This is a genomic window from Vreelandella boliviensis LC1, assembly GCF_000236035.1.
Lineage (GTDB): Bacteria > Pseudomonadota > Gammaproteobacteria > Pseudomonadales > Halomonadaceae > Vreelandella > Vreelandella boliviensis.
Genome location: NZ_JH393258.1, coordinates 933,084 through 949,307 on the forward strand (window position 1 = coordinate 933,084; position 16,224 = coordinate 949,307).

Annotated in this window: 16 protein-coding genes; 5 read left to right on the top strand and 11 right to left on the bottom strand. The window is 54.5% G+C overall.

Features of this window, described 5'->3' with window-relative positions; translation table 11 throughout:
• Positions 1–219: 219 nt before the first annotated feature.
• Positions 220–1,080, top strand: a complete 861-nt coding sequence (locus tag KUC_RS13460) for a DMT family transporter (protein WP_007113765.1) — start codon at positions 220–222, stop codon at positions 1,078–1,080.
• On the opposite strand, the gene KUC_RS13465 is transcribed toward KUC_RS13460, so the two are convergent.
• The 8 genes from KUC_RS13465 to puuE form a co-directional block, all read right to left on the bottom strand.
• Positions 1,077–1,610 (bottom strand): DUF192 domain-containing protein, encoded by a 534-nt coding sequence (locus KUC_RS13465; RefSeq protein ID WP_007113766.1) that lies wholly within the window; start codon positions 1,608–1,610, stop codon positions 1,077–1,079. The genes KUC_RS13460 and KUC_RS13465 overlap by 4 nt on opposite strands.
• 2 nt (positions 1,611–1,612) lie before the next feature.
• Entirely contained in the window at positions 1,613–2,791 is a 1,179-nt protein-coding gene (locus tag KUC_RS13470) for an ABC transporter ATP-binding protein (protein ID WP_050804858.1), read from the bottom strand.
• Positions 2,754–3,422, bottom strand: coding sequence for a molybdate ABC transporter permease subunit (gene modB / locus KUC_RS13475; RefSeq protein WP_007113768.1), 669 nt, complete (start codon positions 3,420–3,422; stop codon positions 2,754–2,756). The genes KUC_RS13470 and modB overlap by 38 nt, the downstream gene beginning before the upstream one ends.
• Positions 3,423–3,477: 55 nt before the next feature.
• Positions 3,478–4,263 carry a molybdate ABC transporter substrate-binding protein gene (modA, locus tag KUC_RS13480; protein WP_007113769.1) on the bottom strand — a complete coding sequence of 262 codons (786 nt, stop codon included), beginning with the start codon at positions 4,261–4,263 and terminating at the stop codon, positions 3,478–3,480.
• Entirely contained in the window at positions 4,250–5,725 is a 1,476-nt protein-coding gene (gene pyk, locus KUC_RS13485; protein WP_007113770.1) for a pyruvate kinase, read from the bottom strand. Before pyk ends, modA begins: the two co-directional genes overlap by 14 nt.
• A 104-nt stretch (positions 5,726–5,829) precedes the next feature.
• Positions 5,830–6,318, bottom strand: a complete 489-nt coding sequence (locus tag KUC_RS13490; RefSeq protein WP_007113771.1) for an ureidoglycolate lyase — start codon at positions 6,316–6,318, stop codon at positions 5,830–5,832.
• Between the two features lie 9 nt (positions 6,319–6,327).
• Positions 6,328–7,161 (bottom strand): bifunctional allantoicase/(S)-ureidoglycine aminohydrolase, encoded by an 834-nt coding sequence (locus KUC_RS13495; protein WP_007113772.1) that lies wholly within the window; start codon positions 7,159–7,161, stop codon positions 6,328–6,330.
• Positions 7,162–7,172: 11 nt separating this feature from the next.
• Complete coding sequence (gene puuE / locus KUC_RS13500) at positions 7,173–8,111, bottom strand: allantoinase PuuE (RefSeq protein ID WP_007113773.1); 939 nt, start codon at positions 8,109–8,111, stop codon at positions 7,173–7,175.
• A 324-nt stretch (positions 8,112–8,435) separates the two neighbouring features.
• Between puuE and KUC_RS13505 the strand changes: the two genes are divergently transcribed.
• The 4 genes from KUC_RS13505 (at position 8,436) to KUC_RS13520 (ending at position 13,527) form a co-directional block, all read left to right on the top strand.
• A complete protein-coding gene (locus KUC_RS13505; protein WP_040480889.1) occupies positions 8,436–9,191 on the top strand; it encodes an aspartate/glutamate racemase family protein in 756 nt (251 codons plus the stop codon).
• A gap of 170 nt (positions 9,192–9,361) precedes the next feature.
• Complete coding sequence (locus KUC_RS13510; RefSeq protein WP_040480891.1) at positions 9,362–10,720, top strand: NCS1 family transporter; 1,359 nt, start codon at positions 9,362–9,364, stop codon at positions 10,718–10,720.
• A 30-nt stretch (positions 10,721–10,750) separates the two neighbouring features.
• Entirely contained in the window at positions 10,751–12,220 is a 1,470-nt protein-coding gene (locus tag KUC_RS13515; protein ID WP_007113776.1) for an NCS1 family nucleobase:cation symporter-1, read from the top strand.
• 341 nt (positions 12,221–12,561) lie between these two features.
• Positions 12,562–13,527, top strand: a complete 966-nt coding sequence (locus KUC_RS13520) for a DUF4062 domain-containing protein (protein WP_007113777.1) — start codon at positions 12,562–12,564, stop codon at positions 13,525–13,527.
• 212 nt (positions 13,528–13,739) lie between these two features.
• On the opposite strand, the gene KUC_RS13525 is transcribed toward KUC_RS13520, so the two are convergent.
• The 3 genes from KUC_RS13525 to uraH all read right to left on the bottom strand — a co-directional run bounded on the left by KUC_RS13525 (position 13,740) and on the right by uraH (position 16,114).
• Positions 13,740–14,474 carry a GntR family transcriptional regulator gene (locus KUC_RS13525; RefSeq protein WP_007113778.1) on the bottom strand — a complete coding sequence of 245 codons (735 nt, stop codon included), beginning with the start codon at positions 14,472–14,474 and terminating at the stop codon, positions 13,740–13,742.
• Between the two features lie 72 nt (positions 14,475–14,546).
• Positions 14,547–15,749, bottom strand: a complete 1,203-nt coding sequence (locus tag KUC_RS13530; RefSeq protein WP_007113779.1) for a urate hydroxylase PuuD — start codon at positions 15,747–15,749, stop codon at positions 14,547–14,549.
• Positions 15,750–15,760: 11 nt separating this feature from the next.
• Positions 15,761–16,114 carry a hydroxyisourate hydrolase gene (gene uraH, locus KUC_RS13535; protein ID WP_007113780.1) on the bottom strand — a complete coding sequence of 118 codons (354 nt, stop codon included), beginning with the start codon at positions 16,112–16,114 and terminating at the stop codon, positions 15,761–15,763.
• Positions 16,115–16,224 lie beyond the last annotated feature (110 nt).

Consider the following 16,224-nt stretch of genomic DNA (forward strand, 5'->3'; position numbering starts at 1 on the left):
CCAACTTATTGTATGCACTTAGAGCGCGAAAGAAACACGCCTAAGGTCGGCATGTTGACCATAAATTTCTTGGCCGCCGCGCGTTTGGAGAGAGCCTACAATCGAATAATCTCTCTTGCTGCTGCCCAGAGCCCTATTGTTAGCCCAGAGCACTATTATTTTTGCCGGCAGCCAAACTGGTATAATGGCTATCGTTTCCCTCTACCAACGGACATCTACGTGCCACTACGCGACCTGCTGCTCGGCCTGTTTGTTATCGCCATTTGGGCGCTGAATATCATTGTTATCAAGGTGGGCGTAGCGGAGCTACCGCCGCTGTTGCTGACCACCCTGCGCTTTTCACTGGTCGCGATACTGCTGGTGCCCTTCTACCCAGTGGCGCGGGCGCAACTGCCGTTTTTGCTGCTGTTATCCATCACTTTCGGCAGCTTGCATTTCGCCCTCCTGTTTATTGGTTTAGAGCATGCTGAAGCGGGTACCGGCGCGCTCTTGGTACAGATGGGAACGCCCTTCGCAACGCTGTTAGCAGTGATTTTTCTAAAGGAGAAGCTAGGCCCCAAACGTATTGTCGGGCTACTGCTCTCGTTTGTGGGAATTGTTGTGTTGGCGGGTGGGCCCACCTTACCAACGCCTCTCCCCCTGGTTATTCTCTTATGTAGTGCGATGGGCTGGGCGGTGTCACAGCTATTGATCAAGCGCGGCCCGCCCATTGCGCCGATGGCGTTGGCAGGCTGGGTCGCGCTGTTTGCAGTGCCCCAGGTAGCGCTGGGTTCATGGCTATTTGAGAGCGGTCAGTGGCAGGCGATGCAGCAGGCAAGTTGGTTGGGCTGGGGGGCGATGATTTACACCGCCGTAATGTCGTCGATTGTCGCTTACGGGATTTGGTACGCGCTTTTGCGTCGTCATCCAGTTAATCGCGTGGTACCCATGACGCTACTCGTACCGGTATTGGCAGTCGGCCTAGGCGCGCTGTTAATGGGCGATAGCCTAGGCGTGCATAAACTGGTGGGCGGCGGCTTAGTGGTCGCGGGTATTGCCCTGATTGTGATTAGATTTCGCCGCCGTCCACAGCCTGCTTAATCTGCCGGTTGGCAGAAACCGGCCTCATCAGGGATCGACACGCAGTCGCCCACGGTGATGCCGCGCTCGGCAAAGTAGCCGCCGTTGACCTCTAGCGCTGAATGATAAGCCGCACCCGCCGGGTAAGAGGGGCAGTCACTTGGCGACGAGGACTCGCAGGGTTGCATGGTATTAATCGCCACAATCCGCCCGTCACCATCGATAAAGGCAATATCGAGGGGAATTAGCGTGCGATACATCCAAAAAGCGTTGTTGGCCGACTGCTCGCTTTCAAAGCGAAACAGCATGCCGTGCTCTTCGGGTAATCTCTCGCGCCCCATCAAACCGCGCTGACGCTGAGACGTCGTCTCTGCCACTTCGACATTTAAACGGTGCGGGCCGCCGTCGCTGTGAATAGCCAGTGCCAACGTCTGCAACTCTTTAGCCGACGCCTGCCCCCAGGCAAACGAGCTGATTAGCGACATTGGCAGCAGCGCCGCCAGCGGTAACAGTAACGACGCTTTGAGCAGCGTGCGACGCGTGGGATCCATGCTTACTTCCTTTTGTCATGCGCATCTGCGCGAACTCGGTGGCCGGGCATCAGGTGAATGCCTGCCGCCAGTAACGAAACGTTCACCACTGCACCGCTGGTTAGCTGGTTACGCCGTGCGGCATGGGTGGCGATATCGAAACGTAACATATCGCCATGATTGACGCGCAGTGAAACTGACGTAATGCCCCCAAGCACCACTAGCTCTTCAACCGTGGCAGCAAGCGGGTTCTCCCGCTCGCCCTGGGATGGGCGGTCGCGACGGTGAAGCACAATATCTGACGGTGGCAGATACCAAGCCACCGTTTCTCCCGGTGACAGGTTGGCGAGCCCTTCAGCCACTTCTAAGTAGGCCTCCCCCCACTGCAGCCGCTGATGGCCCTCTACGTCAACGACGACGCCTTCAAACAGATTGTGCCTGTCTAATAAGCGAGCAATCAGGGGCGATGCGGGGCGTCTAAACAACGCCTCGGGAGCGGCTTGCTGCAAGCTTTCACCGTTATGCAGCACGCAGATTTGGTCAGCGAGTGCAGCAGCCTCTTCCAGATCGTGAGTCACTAGCACAATGGGAATGTCGATCTGCTGGCGTAATAGCGCCAGCTCACGCTGTAACCGCCGCCGGGTTACTTGATCCACCGCCGAAAATGGCTCATCAAGTAACAGCACTTTGGGGTCGCGGGCCAGGGCGCGGGCTAGTGCCACCCGCTGGCGCTGGCCACCGGAAAGCGCGTTGGGGTAGCGCTTGCCCAACCCGTCTAAACGCACCTTGGCTAGCCACTGTTCGGCCTGTTCACGGCGTTCCAGCTGGGGCAAGTGGCGCAGGGGAAGTTGAATATTTTGCGCGGCGGTTAGGTGGGGAAATAGCGCATAGTCTTGAAATACTATGCCCACCTGCCTACGCTGGGGTGAGAGTGAATGCTTACGTTCGGCGTCAAACCAAACGTCTCCAGCGCATTCCACTCGCCCGCCCTGGGGGCGATAAAGTCCGGCAATCGTGCGCAGCAGCGTGGTTTTTCCGCTACCGGATGGCCCTACCAGCGCCAGCAGTTCGCCGGGCTGGCAAACAAACTCAGCGTCCAGTGGAATCGGCCCCGTTTGATTGACCGCCACACCCAGACCTGCTGCTGGCCCCACGATAGACGAATCAGCCACGTACCCACCGCCTGCGCCCGGCCAGCCCATAGACAAGCCCCAAGGTAATAAACGATACCAACAGCAGCAGCGCCGACATCTGTGCAGCGCCCTGTTCATCGAAGGCTTGGACGCGATCATAGATAGCAATCGCGAGGGTGCGGGTTTCGCCATCAATGGCGCCCCCCACCATTAAAATCACGCCAAATTCGCCCAGCGTATGGGCAAAGGTGAGTGCTGCCGCTGACATAATCCCAGGCCACACCAAGGGCAGTTCGATGCGCAACAGCGTTTGCCAGGGGCTTAATCCACTACACCAGGCCGCTTCCCGCAGGTTGTGGGGTACATGCTCAAAGGCGCGCTGGATCGGTTGAACAGCAAACGGCAGATTAGCGATAAGAGAGGCCAGCAGGATGCCCGTAAAGGTGAAGTTCAGCCCACTACCGGTCATTTGTGCCCAAAAAGCGCCCACCGGCGCCTCGCTACCAAAGCTAAGCAGTAGATAAAAGCCCAGTACGGTAGGTGGCAACACCAACGGTAATGCGATCAGCGCTTCGCATAGCCCTTTGCTACGGAAACGCGCGTAGGCCAGAGCACGGCCTAGCCAGATAGCGATAGGGATAAGAATCAGGCAGGTAAACCCGGCAAGGCGTAGCGAGACCGAAAGCGCTGACCAATCCATTACGAATCATCCATTACGAATCATCCATTACGAATCATCCATTATGAACCCGCCATTATTCGGCACTAAAGCCGTAGCGGCGCAAAATGGCTTGCCCTTCGTCTTGCTGTAGCCACTGATAGAAATCGCTGGCGACCTCTCCCGCTTGGTTGGTCAGTACCATGCGCTGGCGTAGCGGGCTGTGCCAAGTCTCAGGAATAAGTACGTACTCACTTCGCTCACTTAAAGCGGGGGCAAGCGCCAAGGAGTAAGCCACTAAGCCACCGCGAGTATCATCGGAGAGCGCAAATTGCGCCGCCTGGGAGACATTTTCACCTAATACCCGCAGAGGCTCGGTTGGCTCCCACAGCCCGGCATGCTCAAGCGCCTGCTGCGCCGCTACGCCATAAGGCGCGTGCTCAGGGTTAGCCAGGGCGATACGCTCAGTGGCGCCGTTTGTTTGAGCTTCCAACGCTCCCTGTACCGCCGCCAGCGGGGCATCCTCGCTAGGCAAATCGTCGCGCCCGCTGCGCTGCAGCCACACCAAACGCCCAATGGCGTAGATTACGCCCTCGTCTTGTGTGTAGCCCTCCTCATACAGCGCCTGAACGTAGCGTTCATCAGCCGAGAGGTAGAGCTCAAAAGGTGCGCCCTGGGCGATTTGGCGGCGAAAGTTGCCCGACGAGCCAAAGTTGAGCCGCAGGGCATGGCCGGTTTGTTGCTGAAACTGCTCGGCGGCGTCAGTGAGGGCAAACTGCAGATCAGACGCCGCCGCCACAATAGGCGCCCCCGCGTGTGCGGGGGCGCCGATCAGAAGCAAGCAGGCTAGCAGCCACCCATGCGCTAATTTAGCTTTTAGCATGCTCGTCAGTAATCTCCATCACCTTCATGGTATTGGTGCCGCCGTGAGCGTTCATATGGTCACCGCGGGTAAGGATTACATGGTCACCTGCTTTGGAGATACCCATCTTCACGAGTAGCTCAAGAGCACGGCCATTTAGCTCGGTGGCGCTCATTTCAGAGGTGTCGAACGGCAGCGAGACAACGCCGCGGTAGAGCGCCATACGCCGCTGGGCGATGGGATTATGCGCCAGACCCACAATCGGTAGACCTGAGCTAATGCGCGAAGCAATTAGCGGCGTATAACCCGACGACGTCATACAGGCAATCGCGGTAACACCGGCCATGTGGTTGGCAGCGTACATGGCTGAAAGCGCGATGGTTTCGTCCGGGCGGGTAAAGCCCTCATGAATACGGTGGCCGGACTCCTGGGCGGATTTTTCCCGCTCGGCCCCCAAGCAAACACGCGACATCGCTTCCACGGTTTCCAGCGGGTAGTCACCCGCGGCGGTTTCTGCCGAGAGCATAACTGCGTCGCTGCCATCCAGAACCGCGTTGGCCACATCAAACACTTCGGCGCGGGTAGGCAGCGGCGCCGAGATCATGCTTTCCATCATTTGCGTGGCGGTAATCACCGCGCGGTTGAGCGAGCGGGCGCGCTTGATCATGCGCTTTTGCACGCCGACCAACTTGGCATCGCCAATCTCTACGCCTAAATCGCCCCGCGCGACCATTACCGCCTCAGACGCTTCGATAATGCCGTCCAGTGTGGCGTCATCGGCGACTGCCTCGGCACGCTCGACTTTAGCAACCAGTCCAATCTCTTTGCCTTCTTCACCTAATAAGCGCCGCGCTTCAAGCATATCTTCGGCATGGCGCGGGAATGAAATGGCTAAGTAGTCGACGCCAATTTCAACGGCGGTTTTGAGATCTTCTTTGTCTTTCTCGGTCAATGCCGGCGCAGAGAGCCCGCCGCCCTGCTTGTTAATGCCTTTATGGTTGGAGAGCTTGCCGCCCACGATGACAGTGGTATGCACCTGTTGACCTTCAACGCGGGTCACGTCGAGCACCAAACGGCCGTCGTCTAACAGCAGGCGGTCGCCCGCGGTGACGTCTTGGGACAGCGTTGTATAATCACAGCCCACTTGGTGTATATCGCCCGCATCACCGTCCAGCGCCATATCGAGAATAAACGGCTGGCCCTCTTTGAGCACCACAGCACCATCTCTAAACCGCGCAATACGAATTTTGGGGCCCTGCAGATCCCCCAACACCGCGACGCTGCGGCCTAGTTTGGCGGCGATTTCACGTACTTCGGTTAACCGGCGGCGGTGATCATCGGCGATACCATGGGAGAAATTAAGACGCACCACATCGACACCCGCCGCAAGCATGGCTTCCAATACGCCTTCCCGGTCGCTGGCGGGGCCAAGGGTGGCGACAATTTTGGTACGACGGATCGAGGAGAAGTGCAGTGCGTTCATAATGTTCCAACCATGCGAATTAACGTGTAGTGACTTTATTTAGTAACCCTAGCTTATCAGTTTAACGCGCTCTATATGACAGCGGCGTAACGTAACGGGTTGGATTACGCTAACGTCACGATGATCGCTAAAGGAAACTCATCGCAGTTATTGCCATCGCCGCCCCGATCCACCACCAAAAACTCGCCTTCGCGCTCCAGCACCGATTGAATCGCGTGCCAGGTGCCTGCGCGGTAGTTCACTCCTTGGCGGCCATCGGTGACAAAGGCGCGGACATCTGCAGGATTAATGTGCTCACCCGGCGGTGCTACCACGACAATAAAGCGCTCCTGATGCAGCGGCATAAACGCCTGGCTGCCTTGGGGGTGGCGCTCTAAAAAGGTAAGCTCTAGCGGCAGCGTGACCGGCTGGCTGACGAAGATATTAATCAGCGCGTGGGCGCTTTCGCCCAGGGTTTCTACTTTCGCCAGATCGTGATGGCGCTGGGTGCGCCCGGCGTTGATGGGAAACGACGTTGATGTACGCGCATCCATCACATCGCCAAAGGGGGCAAAGGCTTCTGCCGTTAGCGGCTCGGCTTTTAGCTCTAGCATTGCAGCTCCTTAGCGAGATGACAGTTTAAGAGACGCATGACGATTAACATCTTTATACAGCAGATACCGGAACGGTCCCGGGCCAGCGGCGTAGCAGGCTTGGGGGCAGAAGGCACGCAGCCACATAAAATCCCCAGCCTCTACTTCTACCCAGTTTTGATTTAAGTGGTAAACGGCTTTGCCTTCCAGCACATACAAACCGTGTTCCATGACATGGGTTTCGTCAAAGGGGATCACGCCGCCGGGCTGAAAGGTCACGATATTGACGTGCATATCATGGCGAACGTCCGCAGGGTCGACGAAGCGCGTGGTGGCCCAGCGCCCTTCAGTGCCGGGCATTTCGATAGGCGCAATGTCCTGCTCGTTGGTGACAAACGCCTTTGGAACCTCAAGCCCTTCCACAAACTCATACGCCTTGCGTACCCAGTGGAAACGTACAGGCGCGTTAGATTCGTTGCGCACCTGCCACGAACTGCCAGGGGGAATAAACGCATAGCCGCCAGGCTGCATGACGTGGCGCTCGCCTGACAAAGTAAGCGTTAGCTCACCCTCCACAATAAACAGCACGCCTTCAGCTTGGGAATCTGGCTCAGGCTTATCGCTACCACCCTGGGGCTGTACTTCCATAATGTATTGCGAAAATGTCTCGGCAAACCCCGACAGCGGCCGTGCCAACACCCATAGCCGAGTGCCTTCCCAAAACGGCAGATTGCTGGTGACAATATCGCGCATCACGCCTTTGGGGATCAGCGCATAAGCTTCGGTAAATACCGCACGATCAGCGGTGATTTGTGTTTGCGGTGGATGCCCACCGGTGGGGGCGTAGTAAGTAGCTTTATTCATCTTTGTGCCTTTCAACGCGTTGGCGCCGGGTGATGCTCCGCCCAGTGGCGAGCAATATCAACCCGCCGGGCCACCCAAACGCGGTCGTGGGTTTCGATGTAATCCAAAAAGCGCTGTAGCGCGCGAAAACGCCCTGGCCGACCCAATAAACGGCAATGCATACCGATGGAGAGCATTTTGGGCGCCTCCTCCCCTTCCGCGTAAAGCACATCAAAGGCGTCACGCAGGTAGGTAAAGAGGTGATCCGCCGTATTAAAACCTTGCGGCGCGGCAAAGCGCATATCATTGCTGTCTAACGTATAAGGCACGATCAGGTGATTATGCTCACTGCCCTGACTATCCGTTACCTGCGTCCAGAAAGGCAAGTCGTCGCCGTAGTAGTCGCTATCGTAAAGGAAACCGCCCTCATCCAGCACTAAACGCCGGGTATTGGGGCTGTCGCGGCCGGTATACCAGCCTTGGGGTTTTTCACCGTAAAGGCGCTGAAAAATATCCATGGCCTGCTGAAGGTGCTGCCGCTCAACGTGCTCAGAGACTTCCTGATAGTGAATCCAGCGGTAGCCGTGGCAGGCAATCTCATGGCCCAGCTGTTTAAATGCCTGGGCGACATCTGGGTTGCGCTCTAACGCCATCGCCACACCAAATACAGTGAGCGGCAAATCGCGCTTCTCAAACTCGCGCAGGATGCGCCATACCCCGGCGCGGGAGCCGTACTCGTAGATCGACTCCATGCTTAGATGACGATCAGGATAAGCCGGTGCGCCAATAATTTCCGATAGGAACTGCTCGGAGCCTGAATCGCCATGCAGGACACAGTTCTCGCCGCCCTCCTCGTAGTTGAGCACAAACTGAACGGCAATTTTGGCCTTGTTTGGCCAGTTGGCGTGGGGCGGGTTGCGCCCGTAACCGATTAAATCGCGAGGGTAGTGGCCCTTAGAGGATGACGACATAGCTAGCTCCCTTTATATCTATTTCCAGTATGCCTATTCCCGGCTCGTCTCTGGCGAACAAGCAGCCCAGCGATACAGAAAATTATTTGTATACAAAATAGCGAGATTAATAACGAACCGCAACGCGGCCAGACGCTAATCCCCTGTCACTCATAGCGTTTTTTAGTTTAAATGCCGTTAAGTCGTTGAATCCTGAACGATTGGTCAAACTTTTATAGCGACATTTTTATCGTCTATTCACGCCCAGAGGCTTGCGCAAGGTTAGAAACCGCCCTATTTTTGTATACAAGAAAATTTATATTGTTTACATACGGATTTCTTAACGTGCATATACGCCTTATTAACCCGAACACCACGGCTTCCATGACCGCTGCGATGGGTCAGGCAGCGCAGCAGCAGGCAACTGCGGGAACAACCGTTAGCGCCTCACAGCCTGACGCGGGCCCGGTTTCCATTGAAAGCCATTTTGACGAAGCGATCAGTGCGGTGGGGGTTGCCGAAGAGGTGCTCAAAGGCGAACGCGAAGGCGAAATCGATGCTTATATAGTGGCCTGTTTCGGTGATCCAGGCCTGCTTGCTGCCCGCGAACTCACCCGCGCGCCAGTGATTGGCATTGCCGAAGCGGCGTTTCATCTTGCCACGCTGGTGAGCACCCGCTTTTCCATTGTCACGACTCTGGGCCGCACCGGCATTATCGCCGAACACTTGCTTCAGCAGTACGGCTTTAGCCACCACTGCCGCCGCATTCGCGCCGCTGAAATTCCGGTGTTGGATCTTGAGCACCACCCTGAAGCGGCGTTTACCCGCATTGTTGAAGAGTGCTGCCGCGCCAGGGATGAGGACGGTATCGGCGCCATCGTTTTAGGCTGCGGCGGCATGGCGAATTTGACCCAGGAGATTAGCCGCGAAGTCGGCCTGCCAGTCATAGAAGGTGTCACCGCGGCGCTCAAACTAGCGGAATCATTGGTCAGTTTAGGGCTGCATACCAGCAAGCACGGTGATCTTGACTATCCCCGGCCAAAAACCTTCACCGGTAAGTTTTCCGGGCTTTCTGATCTTGCGTTACCGCTTAAGTCATAAAGCCTAAAAGCAATGTCTCAAAAAACCATGTCCAAAAAAGCATGACTCAAAAAAACATTTAATAACAATATATTAAGAAACACGAACGTCCAGTAGCACGCCACGCCGCAAGCGTTTCCCGATGTTAAATCGGGGATTAATAAAACCGATAATCTTGCGAGGACGACACCATGAGCGCTTCAACCTCCGCTCTTGCGTCAGAAGACCGATCCGATATCGGATCAAAAGCACTAGGGGCAGAGAGCCTAGCCCCTCAACGGACCCGGATAATGGGGCGCGGCTCCTATTTTCTGGCCTGGTTCGGCGGCTGCGTTTCCATTGGCACCTTCGCCATGGGCTCAAGCGTAGTCGGCACCCTGAACCTGTTGCAAGCGACGCTGGCCATCGCCATTGGTTGCTTTGTGATCGGTATAGCGCTGGCCATTAACGGCGCTGCAGGCTACAAGTACGGCATCCCGTTTATGGTGCAGGCACGCAGCGCCTTTGGCTTTACCGGCACGCGGCTACCCGGCTTAGTGCGCGCGGTGCCTGCGGTGGTGTGGTATGGCTTTCAAAGCTGGATTGGCGCCGGGGCACTCAATATGGTGTCGGCCACCCTGTTCGGCTTCGACAACCTTATCTTCTACTTTATTACCTTCCAGTTTCTGCAAATCGGCCTGTCGGTAATGGGCTTTCAGGGCATCAAGTGGTTAGAGAATATCGGCAGCGCCTTTATCCTCGTCTCGTTGATGTATATGTTCTACGCCACGGTGCAGCGTTACGGCGATGAGCTTTCCGCCAGCCTGCTGACCATGGAAGGCTCCTGGGGCATGCCTTTCTGGGGCGCGACCATGCTGTTTCTAGGCATCTACAGCACCATGATGCTCAACGTTAGCGACTACTCCCGCGAGCATAAAAAGGGCACCGCCCAGAGCCTGCTAACCACCATTTACGCTATGTCGATTCTGCCCTGCACGCTGTTTATGGGCTTGATCGGCTATATGGTCTCCCAGGCCACCGGTACCGCCGACCCGATACAGGTGTTTGCCAACGCGGTGGATAACACCCCGCTGCTGATGACCACTCTGCTGTTCATCGCCTTTGCCCAGGTCACCACCAACGTACTCAACAACGTGGTGCCGCCGACCTACGTGCTAATGGACGTATTCAAAATCAAGTTCTCGGTCGCCACGGTGATCGTGGGGCTACTGGCCTTCGCCACCTTCCCCTGGAAACTGGTGCAGCCGGGCTCTGCGGCGGGCCTGCAGCTGTTTGTGCAGACCTATTCCGCTTTTCTAGGCCCCATCTTCGCCATTCTGGTGGTGGATTATTACGTTATTCGCCGCCGCACGCTGGATATCGACAAGCTATACGACGCCAACGGCCCCTACCAAGGCGTCAACCTAGCTGCGTTTATCGCCACTGCTATCGGTATTGCGGCGGCGCTCTCTTTCTCGGCGATCTCGTGGTACGCCAGCCTGATACCCGCAGGCGTTAGCTACTACCTGCTCATGAAGTACTGGGCACCCTGCCAGCGCTTTAGCCAGTAACCCCTTTTAGCCAACCTGCGAGCCAATACAATGAAAGAGAGCAACGACGTGAGCGACCTAGATATCAAGCACATCGATCCCACGCTATATAACGAGGATCTGGCACCGCTGAAACCCCAGGATCGTAACTGGGGCGCATTTGAAATTTTTAACGTCTGGTCGAACGACATCCAGAGCCTGTTCGGCTACACCCTGGCCGCCTCGCTGTTTTTAACCTACGGCCTCAACGGCTGGGCGGTGATGGCGGCGATTATTCTGGCCGGTGTGATCGTGATGTTTTTGGTCAACCTCACCGGTAAACCCAGCGTTAAATACGGCATTCCTTTCCCAGTGATGGTGCGTGCCAGCATGGGCGTGCGCGGCGCTAACCTGCCCGCGATGCTGCGCGCTATCGTGGGGATTTTTTGGTACGGCGTGCAGACCTACTTCGCCTCCACAGCCGTCACCCTGCTGATTACCGCGTTTGTTGGCGCAGGCGATGGCGGCACCTTCCTGGGGCTTTCCGGCGTGGCCTGGGTGTCATTTGTGATTGTGTGGCTGTTTCAGATCGCGATTTTCTGGCAAGGCATCGAGCGCATTAAGCACTTCCTCAACTGGGCGGGCCCGATGGTCTACGTGGTGATGCTGGTGCTAATGATCATTGTCTGGTTCCAGGCAGGCAGCGAGCTGATTCCCGCCATTGGCACTATTTTTAGCGGTGGCAGTGAAACCAGCGGCAGCTCGATTGCCGCCTTTATGGCGATTGTCGGCACCATGGTGGCGTATTTTGCGGCGGTGGTGATCAACTTCGGCGACTTCACCCGCTTTGTAAAAACCGAGCGCCAGATGAAGCTGGGCAACCTGCTGGGCTTACCGCTTAACGTGGCGTTCTTCTCGTTTATCGCGCTGATTATTACCGCGGGCACTCTGGTGTTGTTTGGTGAAGCGCTGACCAACCCCGCCGATATCGTTGAGCGGGTCGATTCATTGCCGCTGACGATTATCGCCGCCCTCACCTTCTTTGCCGCCACGGTGGGTATCAATCTGGTCGCCAACTTTATTCCCCCCGCCTACGACCTGGCCAATCTGTTTCCCAGCAAAATCAGCTTCAAGATGGGTGGCCTGATTACCGCGGTGATCGCATTCTTTGTCGGTGCGCTATGGCTTTCAGTCATCAGCCAGATTGGCGTTCCCGGTTTTGTGAATGCGCTAGGCGCCGTCGTCGCGCCCTTCTACGGCATTATCGTGGTCGACTACTATCTGATTAAGCGCCAGCACTTAAATATGCAGGAGCTATTCTCATCAGCACCGGGTGGCGCCTACTACTACGTAAACGGCTGGAACACCCGCGCGCTTATCGCCTTTGGTGTGGCGGCGCTGTTCTCGCTTTCTACCGTGTTAGTACCGGCACTATCAGCCCTTGGCGGCTTTGGCTGGATGATTGGCGCAGCCCTAGGCGGGCTGTTCTACTACGGGTTGATGCGGCAGTTTAAGCCTGCGCCTGCGTTGGCTCAGCAGTAGACAAGCGGGTCGTAACTAGCTGATTAGAACTTCATACGAGCGCCATCGGTTTTGCCGATGGCGCTTTTTTTGGGTCGCGGGCTGACGTAGCCAATTGGGAACCTGCCTGCATCCTCCCATGGCTCTACCTAGCAACGTATTTTACAGTATCAAAACTCAGCGGAATGAGATATTTTTGAACGATGGCACACTCATTGGAGCGTATATTTTCATTTCTTTGGAACGATTAATTAAAAGATTTAATAAATACCATATAAAATATAAGTATTGATGCACGACTTCAAAGCGTCCAGTAGTTACAATGCTTATATACGACTTTTTAAACCACTAATGGAAAGCGCATGAAAAAAAGGCTTCAAGTTTTTATTTCGTCTACTTACATAGATCTCATCGAAGAAAGGCAGGCTGCTGTTGGTGCTGTTTTAAAGTCAGGTCACATACCTGCAGGTATGGAATTATTTACTGCAGGCGACAAGAGTCAATTAGAAATCATAAAACGTTGGATTGACGAATCAGATGTATACATGCTGATTTTGGGCGGGCGTTATGGAAGTGTTGAGCCAGAATCTGGGGTTAGTTACACAGAACTAGAATACAACTATGCATTAGAAAACGACAAACCACTATTTTCCGTTGTTATAAAAGAAGATGCCCTTGAAGAAAAAGTAAAGGTAGTTGGCACTTCAATATTGGAGAAAGAACGCCCTGCCGAGCTAAAAATATTTAGAGAGAAAGTCCTCTCTAATATGTCTTCATTCTTTGAAGACGAAAAAGACATTCGATTATGCGTCATGGAAAGCTTGCCCGACATTGCTTCAACAAGAGAATTATCTGGATGGGTTTCAGGGTCAGAAGTTCCAAACTCTAAAACATTGATTGATGAAATAACTCAGCTTAGTAAACAAGTTGCAGAATTATCAAAAGAAAATGCCGTTCTCAAAGAAAAAGCATTAATTGGAAAAAAGGATAATACAGAAACTGAATTCAACGATTTAAAAACAGTTCTTAAGTCCATTGAAATCAAAATTCCACCCAGCTCAACAGGTGAAGACAAAGAGCTTGAACTAGATCTTTTCTCCCTCCTTATCCAACTGAAAGATACAATTGTCACTGGTGTAACAAATCAACCTGGCCAACATGATAGCTATAGTTTCATATACCATAATGTATGCCCAAAACTTCAAATACATGGAATTGTGAATAATGAAAAAGTTGCTGGTGTAAGATGGAGAAGATTTTCAATAACAAAGTTGGGGCAGGAATTTCTTGCTTACATTGAGAGAAACAAATTTCTAGTAAACACGTAGCTTAACAAATCATCGAAGTTGATGAGTCATTGAAGGAGACTTTAAAATTCAAAAAGCGCTTAACGAAATATTTGATGAATTCGCCCATCAAACTATAACGCCTGTCTTTCTAGGCAGGATTGCTGAGTTTAACTCCTGCCATATGACTACTCTATTAAAAATAGATTTTGCCAACTACTCCCACCCTTGAGCGCCAAAATGCCAAGCTGAGATTACCCCCCAAATATCTGCTGCAAATCCGGTACGTTTTCTTCCTCTTCGACCATAGAGAGCGACGCTTCAATGGCTTTTAGGTGGCGGCTCATAAAGGCTTTGGCGCGCTCACCGTTGCCTGTTTCCAGGTAGCCAATTAGATCGTCGTGGTCATGGGATTCACAGCCCAAGTGGCCGCGGTGGCCATAAACGGCGAGAATCAGCGAAGAGCGCGAACAGAGCCTTTCGACAAACTCTGCAAGTGTAGCGTTGCCCGAAAGCTGCGCTAAACGCACATGAAAATCTGCCGATAGCCGAATGGCCACGCTCTGCTGGCCGCTGCGCAGGGCTTGGCGTTCCTGGCGGGCCATTTCGCGCAGCTCCGCTGCCTCTTTTTCACCCATGCGCCGTGCCACATCGGGCATTAATCCGCACTCGATTAACTGCCGGGCATCGAAAACGTCTTTGGCTTCGTCGGCGGTGGGCCGGGTGACGCTGGCGCCACGGCGCGGTGTTAGCGTGACTAACTGCTCCAACGCCAAGCGTTGCAGGATTTTACGAATACCGGTGCGGCTAATGCCGAATACGTCCGCCAGCGCATCTTCGCGCAGCCGCGCACCGGGTTTTAAACGCTGCTCAACAATGGCATCGCTCACGGCGCGGTAAATGGCGTCGTGGCGCTCATCGCCCTCTTTGCTATTTTTAATTTCTTTAGCAGGAGCGCGCCGCTTTTCCGGCGCCTGCGCATCACTCATAGCTATCCTCTCAAGGCCTTAGGGTTTGTACGAAAAGTCGGCGAGCGCAGGCAGTTTTCGTACAAAGCCTGATCATTCCTCCCAAGCGGCAATCATATCGCGCTCTTCATCGCTCATGTTGGTCATATTGCCTAACGGCATATAGCGGCTGGCCACGACCTGCTGAATCTGCGTTTTCTGGCCCAGAATCTCATCCCAGCTATCGAAAGCAAACCCGGCGGGCGGTGCTGAAAAACCGGCATGCTCGGGGTTGCGAGCGTGGCACTGAACACAATGCTGCTCGATCAAGCCAGTAATTTGCGCCTGATCCGGTCCTTGCGAGCCTGCATCACCGCTCGGTGATGAAGCACTCGGCGCGGCCACCCAAAACGCTAACAGAATAAGCCCTACCCCAAAGGCGGGATACGCTGGCTGGGTTTTGCCTGCATGCATCAACACAAAGAATTGACGGATTAAAGCACCGGCAAAGATAAACAGCACCATCACGACCCAGGCCAGCTCATGGGAGTAGATAAATGAATAGTGATTACTCACCATCAACAACACGACCGGTAACGTGAAGTAGGTGTTATGCACCGAGCGCTGCTTGCCGCGTTTTCCATCCAGCGGATTAGGCGCATCGCCTGCTTTCATGGCTTTTACCATGCGGCGCTGGCCGGGAATAATCCAGAAGAAGACGTTCGCCGACATCGCTGTCGCCATCACTGCACCCGTTAGCAGAAAGGCGGCGCGGCCAGTAAACATTTGCGTGCTTAGGTAGGCAACGACCACCATCATCACGGCAACTGCGACGCTGAGCAGACCGTCGCGGTCCATATTGGGACTAATGCGCTTACACAGCTCGTTATAAACCACCCAGCCGCCCAGCAAAAATGCCAGCGCCAGCACGTTAGCCTGCCAACCTGTCATGTTGGCGGCCCACTCCCAGGGGCTATTGGGGTTTACCAAGTAGAAGCCAGGATTGACCATGTAGAGAATAACAAACAGCGCAAAGCCGGAAAGCCAGGTGGTGTAGGCTTTCCAGAATGACCAGTGCAGATCATTGGGTAACTTGTCGGGTGCGGTAGCGTACTTCTGATTGTGGTAAAAACCACCGCCATGCACCGACCACATTTCACCAAACACGCCCTTCTCGCGATCCTCTGAAGCCTTCGGTGTGCGCAGGCTGTTATCCAGCATTACAAAGTAGATCGACTCGCCAATCCAAGCGATAGCCGCAATCACATGCAGCCAGCGCAGTAGCAAGTTAACAAACTCAATGATGTAGGCTTGCATGCATCGCCCTCTTAACTACCGCGATAGGTGGAATAGCCATAGGGCGAAAGCAACAGTGGCACGTGATAGTGCTGGCTGGCATCAGCGACGCCAAAGCGTAATGGGATCACATCCAAGAAGCGCGGTTCAGAAGCTTCCACGCCCTGGGTACGCAAGTAGTCACCGGCATGGAAAACCAGCTCATACTCCCCCGGTTTCAGTGCATCCCCGTCTAAAATGGGTGCATCGCACCGCCCGTCACTATTGGTGATCACGGTACTCAGATGCTGGCGCTCACTGCCTGCAAGGCGAAATACCTCAATAGTAATTCCCTGACCAGGCTGGCCTTTGGCGGTATCCAGTACGTGGGTGGTTAAACGTCCCATAGCCGCTCCTTATTGATTATTGATAACGTTGCTTGACCTATTGGTCAAAGAGTACCGTTACTGCTATTTATTGTATACAGTCATTACATACCTGCGCGTTTGACCCAGGC

Bases quoted from the DNA above. Each gene is read 5' to 3' on its own strand.
- KUC_RS13465 (WP_007113766.1), bottom strand. From the start codon at position 1,610: ATGGATCCCACGCGTCGCACGCTGCTCAAAGCGTCGTTACTGTTACCG.
- KUC_RS13470 (WP_050804858.1), bottom strand. From the start codon at position 2,791: ATGGGCTGGCCGGGCGCAGGCGGTGGGTACGTGGCTGATTCGTCTATC.
- modB (WP_007113768.1), bottom strand. From the start codon at position 3,422: ATGGATTGGTCAGCGCTTTCGGTCTCGCTACGCCTTGCCGGGTTTACC.
- modA (WP_007113769.1), bottom strand. From the start codon at position 4,263: ATGCTAAAAGCTAAATTAGCGCATGGGTGGCTGCTAGCCTGCTTGCTT.
- pyk (WP_007113770.1), bottom strand. From the start codon at position 5,725: ATGAACGCACTGCACTTCTCCTCGATCCGTCGTACCAAAATTGTCGCC.
- KUC_RS13490 (WP_007113771.1), bottom strand. From the start codon at position 6,318: ATGCTAGAGCTAAAAGCCGAGCCGCTAACGGCAGAAGCCTTTGCCCCC.
- KUC_RS13495 (WP_007113772.1), bottom strand. From the start codon at position 7,161: ATGAATAAAGCTACTTACTACGCCCCCACCGGTGGGCATCCACCGCAA.
- puuE (WP_007113773.1), bottom strand. From the start codon at position 8,111: ATGTCGTCATCCTCTAAGGGCCACTACCCTCGCGATTTAATCGGTTAC.
- KUC_RS13510 (WP_040480891.1), top strand. From the start codon at position 9,362: ATGAGCGCTTCAACCTCCGCTCTTGCGTCAGAAGACCGATCCGATATC.
- KUC_RS13515 (WP_007113776.1), top strand. From the start codon at position 10,751: ATGAAAGAGAGCAACGACGTGAGCGACCTAGATATCAAGCACATCGAT.
- KUC_RS13520 (WP_007113777.1), top strand. From the start codon at position 12,562: ATGAAAAAAAGGCTTCAAGTTTTTATTTCGTCTACTTACATAGATCTC.
- KUC_RS13525 (WP_007113778.1), bottom strand. From the start codon at position 14,474: ATGAGTGATGCGCAGGCGCCGGAAAAGCGGCGCGCTCCTGCTAAAGAA.
- KUC_RS13530 (WP_007113779.1), bottom strand. From the start codon at position 15,749: ATGCAAGCCTACATCATTGAGTTTGTTAACTTGCTACTGCGCTGGCTG.
- uraH (WP_007113780.1), bottom strand. From the start codon at position 16,114: ATGGGACGTTTAACCACCCACGTACTGGATACCGCCAAAGGCCAGCCT.